Origin of the sequence: Rhizomicrobium palustre (assembly GCF_011761565.1) — a bacterium.
Classification (GTDB): Bacteria; Pseudomonadota; Alphaproteobacteria; order Micropepsales; family Micropepsaceae; genus Rhizomicrobium; species Rhizomicrobium palustre.
Genome location: NZ_JAASRM010000001.1, coordinates 4,188,339 through 4,204,064, shown reverse-complemented (window position 1 = coordinate 4,204,064; position 15,726 = coordinate 4,188,339). Strand labels below are relative to the sequence as shown.

Here is a 15,726-nt window from a genome sequence, read left to right as displayed (position 1 = left end):
AAGCTCGGAGAGAAAATCAATCCTCGCCGAACTTGGCCTCGACCAACGCGAGGATGGCGGTGAGGGCTTCTTGCGCATCTTCGCCCGCGGCCGAGATTTCGATCTCGGTCCCGATAGGGGCGGCGAGCAGCATCAGCCCCATGATGGAGCGGGCATCCACCGTCGCTCCATCTTTTGACACCGTTACATGTGCTTTGAAGCGTGAGGCCGCCTCGACGAGCTTCGCAGAGGCCCTGGCGTGCAGGCCGCGCTTGTTGACGATCTTTGCAGTGGCGCTAAGGCAGGAAGCTGTCATTGGTCTCGTTTCGTCAGGGCGTGGCGAACAGGTCTGCTGAACCGGCTCGCATATATTTGCGCCCCGCTTCGATGGCGTCCTGCACGGCGATTTCCAAAGGTTGCTTAGTGCGCGCATCGCAAAGCTTGATGAGGCTCGGCAGGTTCACACCGGCCAGCACTTCTACCTTGCCTTTTTCCAAAAGCGTGAGCGCGAGATTGCAAGGAGTGCCGCCGAACATATCGGTGGCGATGACAACGCCATCGCCCAGATCCACCGATTTCACGGCGGCGGCGATTTCACGCTGGCGGCGTTCGATGTCGTCTTCAGGGCCGATACAGACGGCGCGCAAATGACTCTGCGGGCCGACCATATGCTCCATGGCCGAAATGAACTCATGGGCTAGACGGCCGTGTGTAACCAGAACAATACCGATCATGTCTCTGTCCGTGTGATGGCCGAACGATAAGCGACCATCGTAAGGCGTTGAAGTATTAATTTGGGTTGATTTCCTCGCGGTACAAGCCCTTGGCGAGCGCTGCTGCCGCTACAAGTACCTTTTCTGGGGCCGAGGCCTCAAACGCAGCAAGACTTATAACCGGCGGAAAGGACTTGGGCTTTAGCGCCAAAGCCGCAGGGGGGCGCCAGAATTCGGGTTCCGGCAGCCTCGGGGGCCGGGCGCCAAGCCGGATCACAAGACCGATAGGAGCCGATGTAGGGGATTTTGCTGCTGGGGATAACGCGATGATCCCGACGCCACGCACTTCTAGAAGCCCTGTAAGTTGACGCGGACATTTGGCAATCAATTTTCCGCGCGTGACCAAAAGATCGGTGCGATCATCCGCGATCAGCTCGGCTCCGCGCGCGATCAACCGGAGGGCGAGGTCGGATTTTCCTGAACCGCTTTTGCCGATCAAGAGCACACCGAAATTCTTGGGCGCGCCGAAGATCTGCGCGGCTTTTGCGAGCCTCAGCGCTGTAGCGTGGATGTTGACTGTCAATGCTGCCATGCGACCGCCAAGGGCAGTTCCACGATGAAACGCGCGCCGCCATTGGTGCGGTTCTCGGCCCAAATACGCCCACCGACGCCTTCGGTGATCTGGCGTGCGATGGAAAGGCCGAGGCCTGAATTCTTGCCGAAATCATGCTCCTGCGGCCGCTCCGTATAGAAGCGGTTGAAGATGGTCTCGAGATTGTCGGGTGGAATGCCAGGGCCTTGATCATCCACCGTGATGACCACAGTACCTGGGTCGGTATGCGCTGTGATGGTCACGGTGCCGTCCTTCGGGCTGAATGACACGGCGTTGTCGATCAGATTGCGAATGACCTGTCCCAGGCGTTCGTCACGGCCCATCACGGCGGCATCATGGGGCAGATGGATGTCGAGCGCGATCTGCACCCCGCGCGGCAGCTCCATCATTTTGTATATCTCGACAATGGTCTCGAGCAGCTTGGCGATATCGACCGGGGTTGCGGTTTCGCGGGACAGCTCGGCATCGAGGCGCGAGGCATCGGAAATGTCGGTGATCAACCGGTCTACGCGTTTAACGTCGGCACGTACGATATTGAGGAGGCGCTTTCTGGATTCCTCATCGCTGGAGCGCACCAGCATGTCGACGGCACTGCGCAGAGAGGTGAGGGGGTTCTTGATCTCATGCGCCACATCGGCGGCAAAGCTTTCGATGGCGTCGATGCGGTCATAAAGCGCCTTGGTCATGGTACTCATGGCCTCGGCAAGGTCGCCGATTTCGTCGCCGCGGCGGCTCATATCCGGAATGGTCTCGCGCCCTGAACGGCCCCGGCGCACGCGCTCGGCGGCTTCGGCGAGATGGCGCATCGGTTCGGCGATGTTCCAGGAAAGATAGAGCGAGGCGGTGATCATCAGAAGGGTCGCCAGGAGGAACACTTCGATCAGCTTGGTACGTTCCAGGCGTAGAATGTCGTCGATATCGCCGCCTTCGGTCGAGACATAGAGCACGCCGTAAATGGCTTTGAAGCGCTGCACCGGCGCGGCGGTAGAGAGCACCAGCTTGTTATGCTCGTCGACACGTTTGGTGGAGGCGGTCACGCCCTGCAGTGCGGTTTGCACTTCGACATAGACCTTGCCGTCCTGGCCGCCTTCGAAATAGGGCTCGTAATGGGCGTTGGGGCGTACGCCCATGATGGAATCGTAGAGCCCCGTCGCCCAGCGTTCGAAACGGCTCCAGCGGTCGATGGGGGCGAGTTCCAGCGTCTGCACCACATTGCGCGAGAGCAGATAGCGGGTATCGACAATCAGCATCCCGTCGGTGTCATAGAGCCGGGCGCGCAGGCGGGTAGGGCCAAGAAGGTCGCGCAACAGCTCGCTGGCACTTTGGACGTTGATGCCTCGGCCTTCGGTGATGGTGGCGTATTCGGCCAGCGTTGCGGCCACCACCCGTGCTTCTTCCTCAACGCCGGTGAGCCGCTCATCCACCAGGCCGACACGGGATGTCTGCACCCAGGTCACACCGGCGATCAGCACCGCGAAGACCACGGTGTTGAGGAGAATAATGCGCCACCTCAGAACCGAGTGGCGGCTTTTGCTGACGCTGGCGAAGAATTTCATCCGATCTTTCGGCCTGCGCGCCGGTTGGAGCGCTTCACCAGTTTGCGGTCATTCGCGGCAAAACTAGATTTCGCGATAACGGTAGCCCACGCCATAGAGGGTCTCGATGGCTTCGAAGCTGTCATCCACCTGCTTGAACTTCTTGCGCAGGCGCTTGATGTGGCTGTCGATGGTGCGGTCGTCGACATAGACCTGATCATCGTAAGCGGCATCCATCAGGCTATCGCGGCTTTTCACAAAGCCGGGGCGCTGGGCAAGGCATTGCAGGATGAGGAATTCGGTGACCGTCAGGCGGACCGGACGCCCGTCCCAGGTGCATTCATGGCGCTGCGGATCGAGGGCAAGCTTGCCGCGGATCAGCGCTTCCTTCTTGGTCTCGGGAGCGGCGTTGGGCAGCACCTTCTGGGCATCGGCCCGGCGCAGCACCGCTTTCACCCGTTCCAGGAGGAGACGCTGGGAGAAGGGCTTCCTGATGTAATCGTCGGCACCCGCGTTCAGGCCCATCAGCTCGTCGATTTCCTCGTCCTTGGAGGTAAGGAAGATCACCGGGATGCTTTCCTGCACTTGACGCAGGCGGCGCAAGAGCTCCAGCCCGTCCATGCGCGGCATCTTGATGTCGAGGATGGCGAGGTCAGGGGGCGTGCCCGTCAGCCCGGTCAGCGCGGCGGCGCCGTCACTGAAGGTGCGCACGTGATAGCCTTCCTGCTCCAACAGCATCTGGACGGAGGCGAGGATGTTTTTGTCGTCGTCAACAAGAGCGATGTTCGCCATGAATCTCTGTCCGCAATCTCAGCCCGATTTGGCTAAGGCACTATAGAGGGTGACGCGCCAAATCAAAATGTCCGGGAATTCCGCAACGGTCGTTTTCGTGGGGGCTAAGGCCGGTCCTGCGCGTTTTCGCCTCGTTTTTGGCCCTCGGCGGCCGCTCCGAAGCCCCGCTTGCCCAGGGGGGCGGTGCAGCCCCCCTCAGGCGATTCGCTCCGCACCCGGTTACGGCGTGCGCGGTTTGGAGTTGCGTGAGCGGCGGATCTTCCAGCCATAGAGCTCGGAGATGAGGACCAGGAACATGATCCAGCCGACATACGGGGCGGGTCCGAAATTGTCCGACACCAGGGCGAGCGGCGCGCCGGTATTGAACGTCACGATAAGACCCGCCAGGAGCACGCCGAAGAGGCTCTCGCCCACGATCATGCCCGAGGCGACCAGCACGCCCAGGCGCTGGGAATGTTCCGGATCGCGGGTACGCGCGGCCCAGAAGCGGTCATAGCAATAGCCCAGCACCGCGCCGAGCACGACCGGCAGGGTGATTTCCATCGGCAGATAGATGCCCATACCGATGCAGAGCGGCGGCAGACGCAGCCATTTCTTCCAGCCGAGCAGGGCGTCGATCAGGATCACCACCACACCGATCACGGCGCCGATACCGATCATTTTCCAGTCCATATGCTGCTCGATCACGCCTTGGGCGAGGGCCGAGATGAGATTGGCCTGAGGCGCGCCGAGCGGAGCTCCATGGGCGGTGGCCGGATGCACCGCGCCCGCAAAGCCGCTGGCATTGTTGAGCAGGTTCAGCACCGGCGGGATCACCAGTGAGCCTGCGCCGACACCGATGATAAGGGCCCATTGCTGCGCGCGCGGCGTAGCGCCGACAAGCTGGCCGGTTTTCAGGTCTTGCAGGTTATTGTTGGAGATGGTGCCGATGGCGAAGACCACTGCCGTGGTGAAAAGACAGAAGGCGACCAGCGCAGCGCGGGCATTTGGCTCGGGCTGTACCACCGAGACGAGTAAGGTGGCGCAAACCAGGATGGCAAGGATGCCGACACCGGAAAGCGGGCTGTTGGAGGCGCCGATCAGTCCCGCCATGTAGCCGGTGATGGCCGCCACAATGAGGCCCCCGAAGAAAATGAATGGCACTGCGGTCAGCAATAAGAGGTCAACCAGCCCGGCGAGCGGGGTGCCCACCACGAACATCTTCACCAGCCAGCCGATCACGATCAGCGAGGCGATGCCGATGACGGTGATCCAAATGGGCGAGAGGTCGACATCGGTCATGTCGCCGGTGACCTTGGCCTTCTTCGAGGCGGTCATGGTGGCGATCACGCCGCTGACGACGGGGCCCGCGAGCTTGGTCAGCGTCCATACCGCGGCGACCGCGATGCAGCCCGCGCCGATGAAACGCACCTGATGCAGCCACACGGAGGCGGCGAAATCGGCCGGGGCTGCTCCGCCTGACGGGATCATGGAGGTGAGGATCGGAACCGCGCCAGCCCAGGCGATCAAGACGCCGACCAGCATCGCCATGCCGACGGAGAGGCCGACGAGATAGCCTGCCCCAAGCAGGGCCATCGAGAAGGACATGTGATAGCCCGAGACGCCATTGCCTACTTTGAAAAAGCCCATGGCTTCGCCCGCCGCCACCCGCGTTGCGGTGAGCACGGAAAGGATCGTCGCGCCAAACGCGCCATAGAGCAGGGCGATAAGGCCTTCTTTGGTTTCGGCGGTCACTTCACCGCGCGCGGCGCTGCCCACTTCCAAGACTTCGGCTGCGGCCACGCCTTCGGGATAGGGCAGGTCGGAATTGGTCACCATGGCGCGGCGCAAGGGGATTGTGAACAGCACGCCCAGCACGCCGCCACCGGCGCAGATCCAGAACGAGGTCCAGAACGGAAAGCCCGTCCACCAGCCGATGATCACAAGGCCGGGCAGAACGAAAATAATGCCGGACAAGGTGCCCGCGGCTGAGGCCACGGTCTGCACGATGTTGTTTTCCAGGATCGAGGAATTCTTGAAGGCGGATAGCACCACCATCGAGATCACCGCTGCCGGGATCGAGGTGGCGAAGGTCAGGCCGACCTTGAGGCCGATATACACATTGGCCGCGGTGAACACGAAAGTAATCAGTACACCGAGAATAACTCCGCGCAGCGTCAATTCCGCTACGCGCTTGCTCACACCGCTCACGACTCTACCCGCCTCATTGTCTGGAACCGCACAGTGCGCATGCCAGGGGGCTTTGAAAAGAGCCTTCCTATCAAAGACTTGCCTAGCGAAAAGGCGGTGATGGTATGTGCCAAAAAGAAGTGCTTTAAAAAATAAAGTACTTATGATATAACGGGCGCAACAATACCGGAGTGAGGGCGCCATGCTCCGCAATACTCTGCCAAATATTGCCGGTCCGAGGAGTGTTTCACTGCGCGAGCCTTTCGGGGCGGTCGGGCTGGAGGGCGCGTTCAGGGTTGTTTCGAAATGGGGCGCAACTGACGCGCGCCACCATCTTCCTGTGGATTTGCCGCAGCGGTGTTTCGAGAAGTCGCGTCAGGCGGAGCGGGATGCCGCACGTACAACCAGTCATCACTAAGGGAGACATGCCATGAACGACGAGACGTTACGCCAAGACATCTCCTATCTACGCAAGGTCGCGGAGAGTGGCCGCCATGGCCCCATTCTCGGCGGCGCTTTTCTCGCCGGGGCTGGGGTGGTGTTCGGCCTTGCCGCGATCCTGGATTGGGCGAGTTCGGCGGGATATGTGCCACTGCCGCAAGGCGCGCAAACCTGGCTCTGGATCGGCGCCTTTGTGGTTTTCGCCCTCTATTGGTTTTTGATGTTTCAGCGTTTGCGTGCCACGCCCAAAGGCGCGGGCAATGCCTCCACTGCCGCTTTCGGGACGGTGTGGGGTGCGTGTGGCGCCGGTGTGATGGTAGCCTGGGTCTCGACCCTTATCGTCGCCGGCGTTACCCATACGCAAATCGTGCTGACCGCTTATATCCCGGTGATCTTCGCCTTCTATGGCACGGCATGGTTCGCCAGTGCGGCCCTTTCCCGGCGCGGATGGATGGCGCTGGCGGGCGGGGCTTCTTATCTCTTCGCGCTGGCTTTGGCCTATCTCACGCAAAACCCGCTGCAGGAGCTGGTGATGGGCGGAGCACTCATTGTGCTTCTCACTTTACCGGGGCTCAAGCTCGTGGCGGATGAAGCACGCGCATGAGTGAGGATTTCGACATCGCGGCCATCGACGACATCATCCATAGCCGCTTGCGGCTCGGCGTCATGGCCTATCTCTCCGGCAGTGGGGTCGCGGATTTCAACGCCCTCAAAGCCAAGCTTCAGGCCTCCGACGGCAATCTTTCGGTGCAGCTTCGTAAGCTCGAAGAGGCGGGCTATGTCGCGATCGAGAAAACCTATGCGGGCCGCAAGCCTCTCACACGGATCGCGCTCACTGAAGCCGGGCGTGCCGCTTTCATCGCCTATCTCGACGCCATCGAAAAACTTCTGCCGCCAAAGCTATAGGCGGCAAGCCGAAGGACTAATCCGATGAAGCACGTTTTCATCTTGGCCCTGGCAGCTTGCGCGGGGTCCGTAGGGGCGGCTGACTTTTCTCCCGCGGCATGGCCCAAGGAAATCCGCTTACGGGCCGAAGCGCAGGAAGCGAGCTGGGCGCCGCTGCAAAGCCGGGTGGTGGAAGGCAAGGCGGGGATGATCTCTGCCACCGTCTCGCCCCTCGCGGTTGAAGCAGGGCTTGCCATGCTGCGCCAAGGCGGAAGCGCCGCCGACGCCGCTGCCAGCGTTGCGCTGACACAAGTCGCCACCCAGCTCGGATCAGTGGTCTCTTATGCTGGTATCGCGATGGTGGTTTATTACGAGGCCAAGACCGGCAAGGTCTATGCGCTGGATGCCGGTTATGGAACCTGGCGCGGTGAAAGTGATCCCGCCTCGATCACGCCTGGCGATATATCCGCCCTGACCGGCGGCCCGGCCCCAGCCCTCGGAAAGGATCTCGGCCGCCAAGTGCTCGTGCCCGGCTTCATGGCCGGTATCGAGGCGATGCAAAAACGTTTCGGCCGCTATGGGCTGCGTGAGGCTTTGGCTCCCGCCACCTATTATGCGGAGAATGGCATCGCGATCTCGCCGACTCTGGCGGGGCTGTTTCAGATGCGCAAAGCCTATTTCAACCGCACCGAAGCGGGGCGCGGGTTTCTGGCGCAATCGGGCCGTGATGTGCCGCTCCCGGGCGATATCTTCCGCCAGCTTGTCTTGGCGCGCACGCTGAAAGCCGTGGCACGCAACGGCGCGGCAGAGATGTATAGCGGGCAATGGGCCGCGGAATTTGTCAAAGAGGTTCGCCGTGAAGGCGGCAAGGCCGACGCTGCGGAGCTCGCAGCCTATCGCCCGCTGTGGAGTGAGGCCGCGGCGACCGATGTCTTTGGCCACCACGTCTACACCAATGGCGGCACGAGCTTGGCCCGCTATCAATTCTTCACCGCACTGCATGTCGCCGAGGCCTTGAAGCTCGATCAGCGCGGGCCGTACTGGGAAGATGGTGAAACACTTAAAGCCCTCGGCCGGATAGGGCAGGTGGTGGCGAGCGCCCCGCAGCTTTTGCCCGCCGATGAGGCGCTGCTGAAATCGAAAGGCGCCGACACCTCGCGCGCCGGACAAGAGACCAAGGCCTATGGGCAGATTCTGGCAGCGGCGTTGCCGGAGCTGTTCGGTCTGTCTGATAGCGGTAGCCATCACTCCAATGCGATTGTGGTGGCCGATAAAAACGGAAACATCGCGATCGTCACCCACACCATCAATACGGTGGTCTGGGGCGATACCGGCATGGTGGTCGGCGGCATACCGCTTCCAGATTCGGCGGGCTTTCAGCAGATGCGCATGGCAATGCTGAAGCCGGGCGCGCGGCTACCTAATGAGATTGCGGATTTCTTGGTCCTGGATGCCAAAAGGAAACCCGTGCTGGCGGGTGGTTCCATCGGCACCTCGCTGCATCCCGAAGTGTTGCGCCTGGTTCTGTCGCACATTGGCCAGCATCAGCCACTCGCCAAAGCAGCGGCGGCGCCGCCGCTGCTCATCAATCCCGATCCTGCAAGCTACGCGCTGCCGCTCGCACGCCGGCCTTTGCTCGTGGCGGAAGGCGCTTTCGCGCCTGCCGTGCTCGATCCCTTGAAAAAGGCCGGTGCAACCATCGTCGAGGCCCCGGCGGCGCAAGTCTCAGCCCTGCGCGGCACAGTGGCGATGGTTGGTTTTCTGGGGGATACGAAAGCGGCGCCCGAGAGCGCTGGCGTCATGGTCTATTGCGGGGCCGAATAACACGTCCTGCAAACGAAAAGGCCCCGCTTGTGGCGAGGCCCTTCCAGGGATGCGATGCATCCAAACTCAAAGGGGGGCTTTGACGCCCCCCTTTTTTTAAAACTCTTCCCAGTCATCCGACGGGGCGGGGGCAGCCGGGGCCGGAGCGGCATTGACGGCGACCTTCTCGCGCTTGGGGCGTGCCGGGGCGGCCGCCGGAGCAGCCGCGGCGGGCTTGGCGCGTTCGCGCTTGACCGCGGGAGCTTCGTTTTTGATGACCTGACCTTCCACGCCATTGACCTTGAAGCGGCCGAGGAGGCTGGCGAGGTTTTGGGTCTCCGTTGCCAGCGAATGGCTGGAGGCAGTGGCTTCTTCGACCATCGCGGCGTTGCCTTGCGTCACGCCGTCGAGTTCGGCGACCGCCGTGTTCACCTGCGCCAGGCTGTTGGATTCTTCCTGTGCCGAGTCCGTGATGTCGCTGACCACCGAGTTGATTTCGGTGACCTGATTGACGATGCGGTCCAGCGCCTTGCCGGCTTCCACCACCAGGCCGACGCCTTGGTTGATCTTGGTGGTCGAGGTACCGATCAAGGACTTGATCTGCTTGGCGGCATCGGCGGAGCGATGCGACAGGGCACGCACTTCGCTCGCGACCACCGCGAAGCCGCGGCCCGCATCACCCGCGCGCGCCGCTTCGATACCGGCGTTGAGGGCGAGGAGGTTGGTCTGGAAGGCGATTTCGTCGATCACGCCAACGATCTGGCCGATCTGCGCCGCGCTCTTTTCGATTTCATGCATCGCCGACACCGCATCGGTGACGACAGCGCCCGTGCGGGTCGCGTCTTCCTTCGCGGTCTTGACGGCTTCGCGGGCGTTGAGGGCGCCTTCCGCCGTCTTTTTCACGGTGGTGGTGATGTTGTCGATGGTGGCGGCGGTTTCTTCCAGCGTGGCAGCCTGATGCTCGGTGCGGCGCGACATATCGTCCGCGGCACGGCTGATTTCGTTGGAACCCGACTGCACATTGAACATCACCTGCCAGATCGTGCGCAGGGTTTCTTCCAGCTTGTGCATGGCGGCGTTGAAGTCGTCGCGCACCTTGCTGTAGCCGCCCTTGAACTCGGTGCGGATGCGGAAGGTGAGGTCGCCATCGGCAAGGCGGTTGAGCGCATCGGCCAGCGAGGTGACGACGAGGTCCACTGCCTTGGCGTTTTCTTCCTGCTCGATGCGTACTTCGGCAAGCTTGGCTTCATTGGTGCGGAAGACTTCAAGCGACCGGACAATGGCGCCGAATTCGTCGCCGCGCTGCATCGCCTGGATATCGACGTTGGTGTTGCCATTGGCGAGCGCTTCGGTCGCTTCGGCAATCTTCTTCACATCGCGGCGCAGAACCAGCACACCGGCCACCCCAAGGCCTGCCACCAGAAGCAGTGTGATGATCGCAATGGTCGTGATCGAATTCTGCGTGTCCGCGGCGCGCTTGGCGGAAGCTTCAGCTTGGACGTTGGTGCCTTCTTGCGTCACTTTCACAAGCTGATCGAGCGTTGCGCCCATCTGCTGGTAGCTTTTTTCGAAGGGATCGACAAAGCTGGCCGCCGCTGAGAAGTCCGCGCTCACCATCGAACCTACGAGGTCGACGGCGCTCTTGGTTTCATCAAGCTGCTTTTCGAGTTTGGTGATGAGCGGCTTTTGCTGCGCGTTCATCTTTGGCTCAAGTGCCTTCAAGCGGGTCTGCAATGCGTTGAGGCTGGCGATGAGATCCTTGGTCTGCGTATCGATCTTACCCGCGTCGATCTTCGCCGCGGCATGGGTGAGCAGCATATAAAGGTCGCCATGCGCGATCTGGATCTTCTCCGAGATGTTCTTCATCTCGAGACTTTTGACCATTTCGACATGCACGACGTTGTTGAGCTCTTCGGCACTATGCTTTTGCGCGCCGATAGAAACCCACGCCACCCCTGCAAGCGCCACCAACGCAAGCGTTGGCGCAAACGCCATCTTCACCATAAGCGGCATGTCCGCCAGCCGGAAACCCATTACAGCCATTCCTTATCTTGTATCCCCTGAACGGGGCGTCCCCGAGTTATCCGTAGTTTGCGCATGAGAAGCTCACCACGCGATTAACAGGATTCTACAAGTGTCACGGGCGTTGCAGCGGAGTGCCGCCAGTGGATGCATTGGGAAAGGATTTGTTAAGCGTCTTCGAGAGCTTCGCGCGGCGAACTGGCAAAGCGACGTATTTTTAATCACTGCCTCCTAGGTTGAGAAAAGTCCGGCGAAGATCCGGGAATAATCACAAAGGGTGGGAGCACATCGAAATGATGAAAGTCGCAGTTTTCTTGGCGGGTGCCGTGATGATCGCAGCGCCATGTGCCGCAGGCAGTCTCGCGGAACAATTCTCGAGCTGCGCCGCGAAATTCTCCGTGAAATCGACGGCGAGCGTGATGCTGGAATGCAATGCCGCAGACGGCAAATTGAACGACTGCAAGGTGGTGACCGCCGATGGCGCCGCCAATGCTGATAAGGCCGCGCTCTGCGTCGCTGAAGCGCTGCCAGTCGGTTCCAAGACCGGGTCCATTAAGGTTCCGATCAAGTTCGACCCGTCGAAATAAGCCTTTTCACGTCATCTCAAAACAAAAGCGCCCCGAGATACTCGAGGCGCTTTTTTATTTAGCTAAGGTGCGCGGATCAGATCCACTCGACCTTCAAGATCTCATAGGAGCGTGCGCCGCCGGGGGTGGCGACTTCCACCGTGTCGCCCTTGTTTTTGCCAATGATGGCGCGGGCGATGGGGGAGGAGATCGAGATGCGGCCGTTTTTCGCATCGGCTTCAAGGTCGCCGACGATCTGGAACTTGCGTTCCTCATCGGTGTCTTCATCCACGATGGTCACGGTCGCGCCGAACTTCACGGCTGAGCCCGACAGCCGCGACACATCGATCACATCTGCGCGACCGATCTGGTCTTCCAGCTCGATCACCCGGCCTTCGATGAAGGACTGGCGTTCTTTCGCGGCGTGGTACTCGGCGTTTTCGGAGAGGTCTCCATGCGCACGCGCCTCGGCGATAGCCTTAATGACTTCGTGGCGTTCCACGTTTCTCAACTTATCGAGTTCCACTTCGAGGGCCTTATAGCCCGAGGCGGTCATCGGAATGCGTTCCATGGCGTCACTTATCCCAATATCGGCAAAGCCTTTCCCTCCCGCCCCATGCAGGCCATGTGGCCGGATGCGGTAGTGAAAGGAATTCCGCTGTTAACCATCCGGTCTGGAGCATTCCAGACCAAAGCGGGGCAAATAATGTAAGGCGGGTGTGCGGCGACTGCAAGGGTGAGGGGGGCCGGTCCTTTGGAATTGGGCCATTAACCCCTTGTTAACGTACAAAGAAATCTTTGAGCCGGGACAGTGCCTTAGCCCCGGCGCAAAGCCCTCAATCCTCTAGGAAGTCGTCCTTGGCGGGGACTTCCTGCAAGGGGCGCACATCCAAGGTTCCGGCACGCAAAGCTGCGATCGCTTCGGTTGCCGCCATGGCGCCCGCCAGGGTGGTGTAATAGGGCACCTTCATCACCAGGGCGGTCCGGCGGATCGACATTGAGTCGGCGATCGCCTTGTTGCCTTCGGTGGTGTTGAAGACGAGCTGGACTTCGCCGTTCTTGATGGCATCGACCACATGCGGGCGGCCTTCGCGCACCTTGTTGACGATCTTCACCGGCACGCCGGCCGCTTCGATACCTTTCGCGGTGCCGCGGGTTGCCATTAGCTTGAAGCCCATATCGTGCAGCGTGCGGGCGGTTTCCACCACCTCATGCTTGTCGGCTTCGCGCAGGGAGATGAACACCGTGCCCGATTGCGGCAGCTTGGCGCCCGCGCCGAGCTGGCTCTTGGCAAAGGCGCGGCCGAAATTGGAGTCGCGGCCCATCACTTCGCCGGTCGACTTCATTTCCGGTCCCAGAAGCGTGTCGACGCCCGGGAAGCGCGCGAAGGGCAGTACCGCCTCTTTCACGCAATAGCGGTTGGATTTGACCCGCGAATGCGGGATTTCGGCCAGGGTTTCGCCCGCCATCACGCGCGCGGCGATCGCCGCGATCGGGAGGTTGATGGCCTTGGCCACGAAGGGAACCGTGCGGCTGGCGCGCGGATTGACCTCGAGCACATAGATGTCTTCGCCCTGAACGGCATATTGCACATTCATCAGGCCGCGCACCTTGAGCGCGCGCGCCATGGCGATGGTCTGGCGCTCGATTTCCTTGATCACGGCGCGGGGCAGGGAGTGGGGTGGGATGCAGCAGGCGCTGTCGCCCGAATGCACACCGGCTTCTTCGATATGCTCCATGATGCCGGAGATGAAGACTTCCCCGTCCTTGTCGCAGATCGCGTCCACGTCCACTTCCGTGGCGCGGTTGAGGAAGCCGTCGATCAGGACCGGATTGGAGCCCGAGATGGCGAAGAGCTCGCCGGACTCCACCGCCGCCTTCACCTGGGCTTCGTTGGTCACGATCACCATGCCGCGCCCGCCCAGCACGTAAGAGGGGCGCAGGATCACGGGGAAGCCGATTTCCTTGGCTGCGGCGATGGTCTCTTCTGCCGTCATGGCAGTGGAGTTGCGCGGCTGTTTCAGGTTCAGCTCTTGCAGCAGCACCTGGAAGCGCTTGCGGTCTTCGGCAAGGTCAATTGCATCCGCCGAAGTACCGAGGATCGGAACCCCTTCCTCGACCAGGCGATTGGCGAGCTTCAGCGGTGTCTGGCCGCCGAACTGCACGATCACACCCGCCAGCGTGCCTTTGGATTTTTCCTTCTCGATGATTTCGAGCACGTCTTCTGCGGTCAGCGGTTCGAAATAGAGCCGGTCCGAAGTGTCGTAATCGGTCGAGACGGTTTCGGGATTGCAGTTGACCATGATGGTCTCATAGCCCTGCGCCGAGAGCGAGAAGGCCGCGTGGCAGCAGCAGTAGTCGAACTCGATGCCTTGGCCGATACGGTTCGGCCCGCCGCCCAGAATGACGACCTTCTTGGCTTCGGTCGGGCGACTTTCGCATTCCGGCGCCACGCCCGTCTCATAGGTCGAGTACATATAAGGCGTATCGGCAGCGAATTCGGCGGCGCAGGTATCGATGCGCTTATAGACCGGGCGCACGCCCGCATCGCGGCGGATCTTCTGCACGTCCTTTTCGGTCTTGCCGGTGAGCGCGGCGAGGCGCTTATCCGAGAAGCCCATGGATTTCAGGCGGCGCAGGCCCGCTGCATCGCGCGGCAGGCCGTCGACACGCACTTCGTTTTCGGTCGCCACGATGGCGGCAATCTCGCCCAAGAACCAGGGATCGTATTTGGTGATCTCCTGCACCTCATCGATAGGCATGCCTTGGCGCAGCGCTTGCGCGGTCTGGCGCAGACGATCCGGCGTCGGCTTCGCCAGCACTTCGATGATGGATTCCGGATCGTCGGGCAGGGCGATTTCATCGAGCCCTGTCAGGCCGGTTTCGAGCGACCGCAGCGCCTTTTGCAGCGACTCCGCAAAGGTTCTGCCAATCGCCATGGCTTCGCCCACCGATTTCATCGCGGTGGTGAGGTTGGGTTCGGCGCCAGGAAATTTCTCGAAGGCAAAACGCGGGATCTTGGTCACCACATAGTCGATGGTCGGCTCGAAGGAGGCCGGGGTGACTTTGGTGATGTCGTTCTGCAGTTCATCCAGCGTGTAGCCGACTGCGAGCTTGGCCGCGACTTTGGCAATCGGAAAGCCGGTGGCTTTCGACGCCAAAGCAGACGAGCGCGACACGCGCGGGTTCATCTCGATCACCACCATGCGCCCGTCTTTTGGGTTCACGGCGAACTGCACGTTGGAGCCACCGGTTTCGACGCCGATTTCGCGCAGCACGGCGATGGAAGCCGAACGCATGCGCTGGAATTCTTTGTCGGTCAGGGTCAGCGCCGGGGCGATGGTGATGCTATCACCGGTATGCACGCCCATCGGATCGATGTTCTCGATGGAGCAAACGATGATGGCGTTGTCGGCCTTGTCGCGCACCACCTCCATCTCGAACTCTTTCCAGCCGAGCACGGATTCTTCGATCAGCACTTCATTGACCGGCGAGGCATCGAGGCCCGCTTCCACGATCTCAAAGAATTCTTCGCGGTTATAGGCAATGCCGCCGCCGGTGCCGCCCATGGTGAAGGAGGGACGGATCACGGCGGGAAGGCCGACAAGCTCCAGCGCTTCAAGCGCATGGGTGAAGGCTTCCGGCGACAGCTCCATGATAGGGTTGTTCTGCTCGTCATAGAGGAAGTTGCCCGCCGAATCCTTCTTGTGGCGCAGATAGCCTTTCAGGGTGATGCCGCGCGGCACATCCAGGCCGATTTTGATCATCGCTTGGCGGAACTGCTCGCGGTCTTCGGCCTTGTCGATAGCGGCCGCGGAGGCGCCGATCAGCTCGACATTGTATTTTTCAAGGATGCCGCGCTTACGAAGGGTGAGGGCCGCGTTCAGCGCCGTCTGGCCACCCATGGTGGGCAGCAGGGCGAAGGTGCGCCCGGCGGGCACGTTCTCGCGCTCGCGCTTGATGATCTTTTCCAGAAAGGTCGCCGTGATCGGCTCGATATAGGTCGCGTCTGCCAGACCTGGGTCGGTCATGATCGTGGCCGGGTTGGAGTTCACCAGCACCACGCGATAACCCTCGGCCTTCAGCGCCTTACAGGCCTGGGCGCCGGAATAGTCGAATTCACATGCTTGGCCGATAACAATCGGTCCTGCTCCGATGATCAGGACGGTATGAATGTCTTCGCGTTTGGGCATGGTCTTCTCGATGCG

At 61.2% G+C, this 15,726-nt stretch carries 13 protein-coding genes; 4 read left to right on the top strand and 9 right to left on the bottom strand.

Going from position 1 to position 15,726, the window contains the following annotated elements:
• Positions 1–16: 16 nt before the first annotated feature.
• The 6 genes from FHS83_RS18955 to FHS83_RS18930 all read right to left on the bottom strand — a co-directional run bounded on the left by FHS83_RS18955 (position 17) and on the right by FHS83_RS18930 (position 5,822).
• Positions 17–295, bottom strand: coding sequence for an HPr family phosphocarrier protein (locus FHS83_RS18955; RefSeq protein WP_167085043.1), 279 nt, complete (start codon positions 293–295; stop codon positions 17–19).
• 13 nt (positions 296–308) lie between these two features.
• Positions 309–713, bottom strand: coding sequence for a PTS sugar transporter subunit IIA (locus FHS83_RS18950; RefSeq protein ID WP_167085041.1), 405 nt, complete (start codon positions 711–713; stop codon positions 309–311).
• A 55-nt stretch (positions 714–768) separates the two neighbouring features.
• Positions 769–1,284 carry an HPr kinase/phosphorylase gene (locus FHS83_RS18945; RefSeq protein ID WP_167085039.1) on the bottom strand — a complete coding sequence of 172 codons (516 nt, stop codon included), beginning with the start codon at positions 1,282–1,284 and terminating at the stop codon, positions 769–771.
• Positions 1,272–2,861 carry a stimulus-sensing domain-containing protein gene (locus tag FHS83_RS18940; protein ID WP_167085037.1) on the bottom strand — a complete coding sequence of 530 codons (1,590 nt, stop codon included), beginning with the start codon at positions 2,859–2,861 and terminating at the stop codon, positions 1,272–1,274. The genes FHS83_RS18945 and FHS83_RS18940 overlap by 13 nt, the downstream gene beginning before the upstream one ends.
• Before the next feature lie 63 nt (positions 2,862–2,924).
• The gene (locus FHS83_RS18935) at positions 2,925–3,632 is read right to left on the bottom strand and encodes a response regulator transcription factor (RefSeq protein WP_167085034.1); all 708 of its coding nucleotides are present in this window, start codon (positions 3,630–3,632) and stop codon (positions 2,925–2,927) included.
• Positions 3,633–3,851: 219 nt separating this feature from the next.
• On the bottom strand, positions 3,852–5,822 hold the full coding sequence (locus FHS83_RS18930; RefSeq protein ID WP_208414964.1) for an OPT family oligopeptide transporter: 1,971 nt from the start codon (positions 5,820–5,822) through the stop codon (positions 3,852–3,854).
• A 409-nt stretch (positions 5,823–6,231) separates the two neighbouring features.
• Here FHS83_RS18930 and FHS83_RS18925 point away from each other — a divergent pair, with 409 nt between their 5' ends.
• The 3 genes from FHS83_RS18925 to FHS83_RS18915 are packed head-to-tail and all read left to right on the top strand — an operon-like array spanning position 6,232 to position 8,951.
• A complete protein-coding gene (locus FHS83_RS18925) occupies positions 6,232–6,846 on the top strand; it encodes a hypothetical protein (protein ID WP_167085030.1) in 615 nt (204 codons plus the stop codon).
• Positions 6,843–7,148: a winged helix-turn-helix domain-containing protein gene (locus FHS83_RS18920; protein ID WP_167085028.1), complete on the top strand. Its 306-nt coding sequence runs from the start codon at positions 6,843–6,845 to the stop codon at positions 7,146–7,148. Before FHS83_RS18925 ends, FHS83_RS18920 begins: the two co-directional genes overlap by 4 nt.
• Positions 7,149–7,172: 24 nt before the next feature.
• The gene (locus FHS83_RS18915) at positions 7,173–8,951 is read left to right on the top strand and encodes a gamma-glutamyltransferase (RefSeq protein WP_167085025.1); all 1,779 of its coding nucleotides are present in this window, start codon (positions 7,173–7,175) and stop codon (positions 8,949–8,951) included.
• 96 nt (positions 8,952–9,047) lie between these two features.
• Here the strand turns inward: FHS83_RS18915 and FHS83_RS18910 are convergent, their stop codons facing one another.
• Complete coding sequence (locus tag FHS83_RS18910; protein ID WP_167085023.1) at positions 9,048–10,973, bottom strand: methyl-accepting chemotaxis protein; 1,926 nt, start codon at positions 10,971–10,973, stop codon at positions 9,048–9,050.
• Between the two features lie 272 nt (positions 10,974–11,245).
• Here FHS83_RS18910 and FHS83_RS18905 point away from each other — a divergent pair, with 272 nt between their 5' ends.
• Positions 11,246–11,539 carry an energy transducer TonB gene (locus FHS83_RS18905; RefSeq protein ID WP_208414963.1) on the top strand — a complete coding sequence of 98 codons (294 nt, stop codon included), beginning with the start codon at positions 11,246–11,248 and terminating at the stop codon, positions 11,537–11,539.
• A 76-nt stretch (positions 11,540–11,615) separates the two neighbouring features.
• On the opposite strand, the gene greA is transcribed toward FHS83_RS18905, so the two are convergent.
• Together greA and carB are read right to left on the bottom strand one after the other, a co-directional pair.
• Positions 11,616–12,089, bottom strand: a complete 474-nt coding sequence (gene greA / locus FHS83_RS18900; RefSeq protein WP_167085021.1) for a transcription elongation factor GreA — start codon at positions 12,087–12,089, stop codon at positions 11,616–11,618.
• Between the two features lie 265 nt (positions 12,090–12,354).
• Positions 12,355–15,711: a carbamoyl-phosphate synthase large subunit gene (carB, locus tag FHS83_RS18895; protein WP_167085019.1), complete on the bottom strand. Its 3,357-nt coding sequence runs from the start codon at positions 15,709–15,711 to the stop codon at positions 12,355–12,357.
• Positions 15,712–15,726: the final 15 nt, after the last annotated feature.

Coding starts and splice junctions, on each gene's coding strand:
- FHS83_RS18955 (WP_167085043.1), bottom strand. CDS start 295: ATGACAGCTTCCTGCCTTAGCGCCACTGCAAAGATCGTCAACAAGCGC.
- FHS83_RS18950 (WP_167085041.1), bottom strand. CDS start 713: ATGATCGGTATTGTTCTGGTTACACACGGCCGTCTAGCCCATGAGTTC.
- FHS83_RS18945 (WP_167085039.1), bottom strand. CDS start 1,284: ATGGCAGCATTGACAGTCAACATCCACGCTACAGCGCTGAGGCTCGCA.
- FHS83_RS18940 (WP_167085037.1), bottom strand. CDS start 2,861: ATGAAATTCTTCGCCAGCGTCAGCAAAAGCCGCCACTCGGTTCTGAGG.
- FHS83_RS18935 (WP_167085034.1), bottom strand. CDS start 3,632: ATGGCGAACATCGCTCTTGTTGACGACGACAAAAACATCCTCGCCTCC.
- FHS83_RS18925 (WP_167085030.1), top strand. CDS start 6,232: ATGAACGACGAGACGTTACGCCAAGACATCTCCTATCTACGCAAGGTC.
- FHS83_RS18920 (WP_167085028.1), top strand. CDS start 6,843: ATGAGTGAGGATTTCGACATCGCGGCCATCGACGACATCATCCATAGC.
- FHS83_RS18915 (WP_167085025.1), top strand. CDS start 7,173: ATGAAGCACGTTTTCATCTTGGCCCTGGCAGCTTGCGCGGGGTCCGTA.
- FHS83_RS18910 (WP_167085023.1), bottom strand. CDS start 10,973: ATGGCTGTAATGGGTTTCCGGCTGGCGGACATGCCGCTTATGGTGAAG.
- FHS83_RS18905 (WP_208414963.1), top strand. CDS start 11,246: ATGATGAAAGTCGCAGTTTTCTTGGCGGGTGCCGTGATGATCGCAGCG.
- greA (WP_167085021.1), bottom strand. CDS start 12,089: ATGGAACGCATTCCGATGACCGCCTCGGGCTATAAGGCCCTCGAAGTG.
- carB (WP_167085019.1), bottom strand. CDS start 15,711: ATGCCCAAACGCGAAGACATTCATACCGTCCTGATCATCGGAGCAGGA.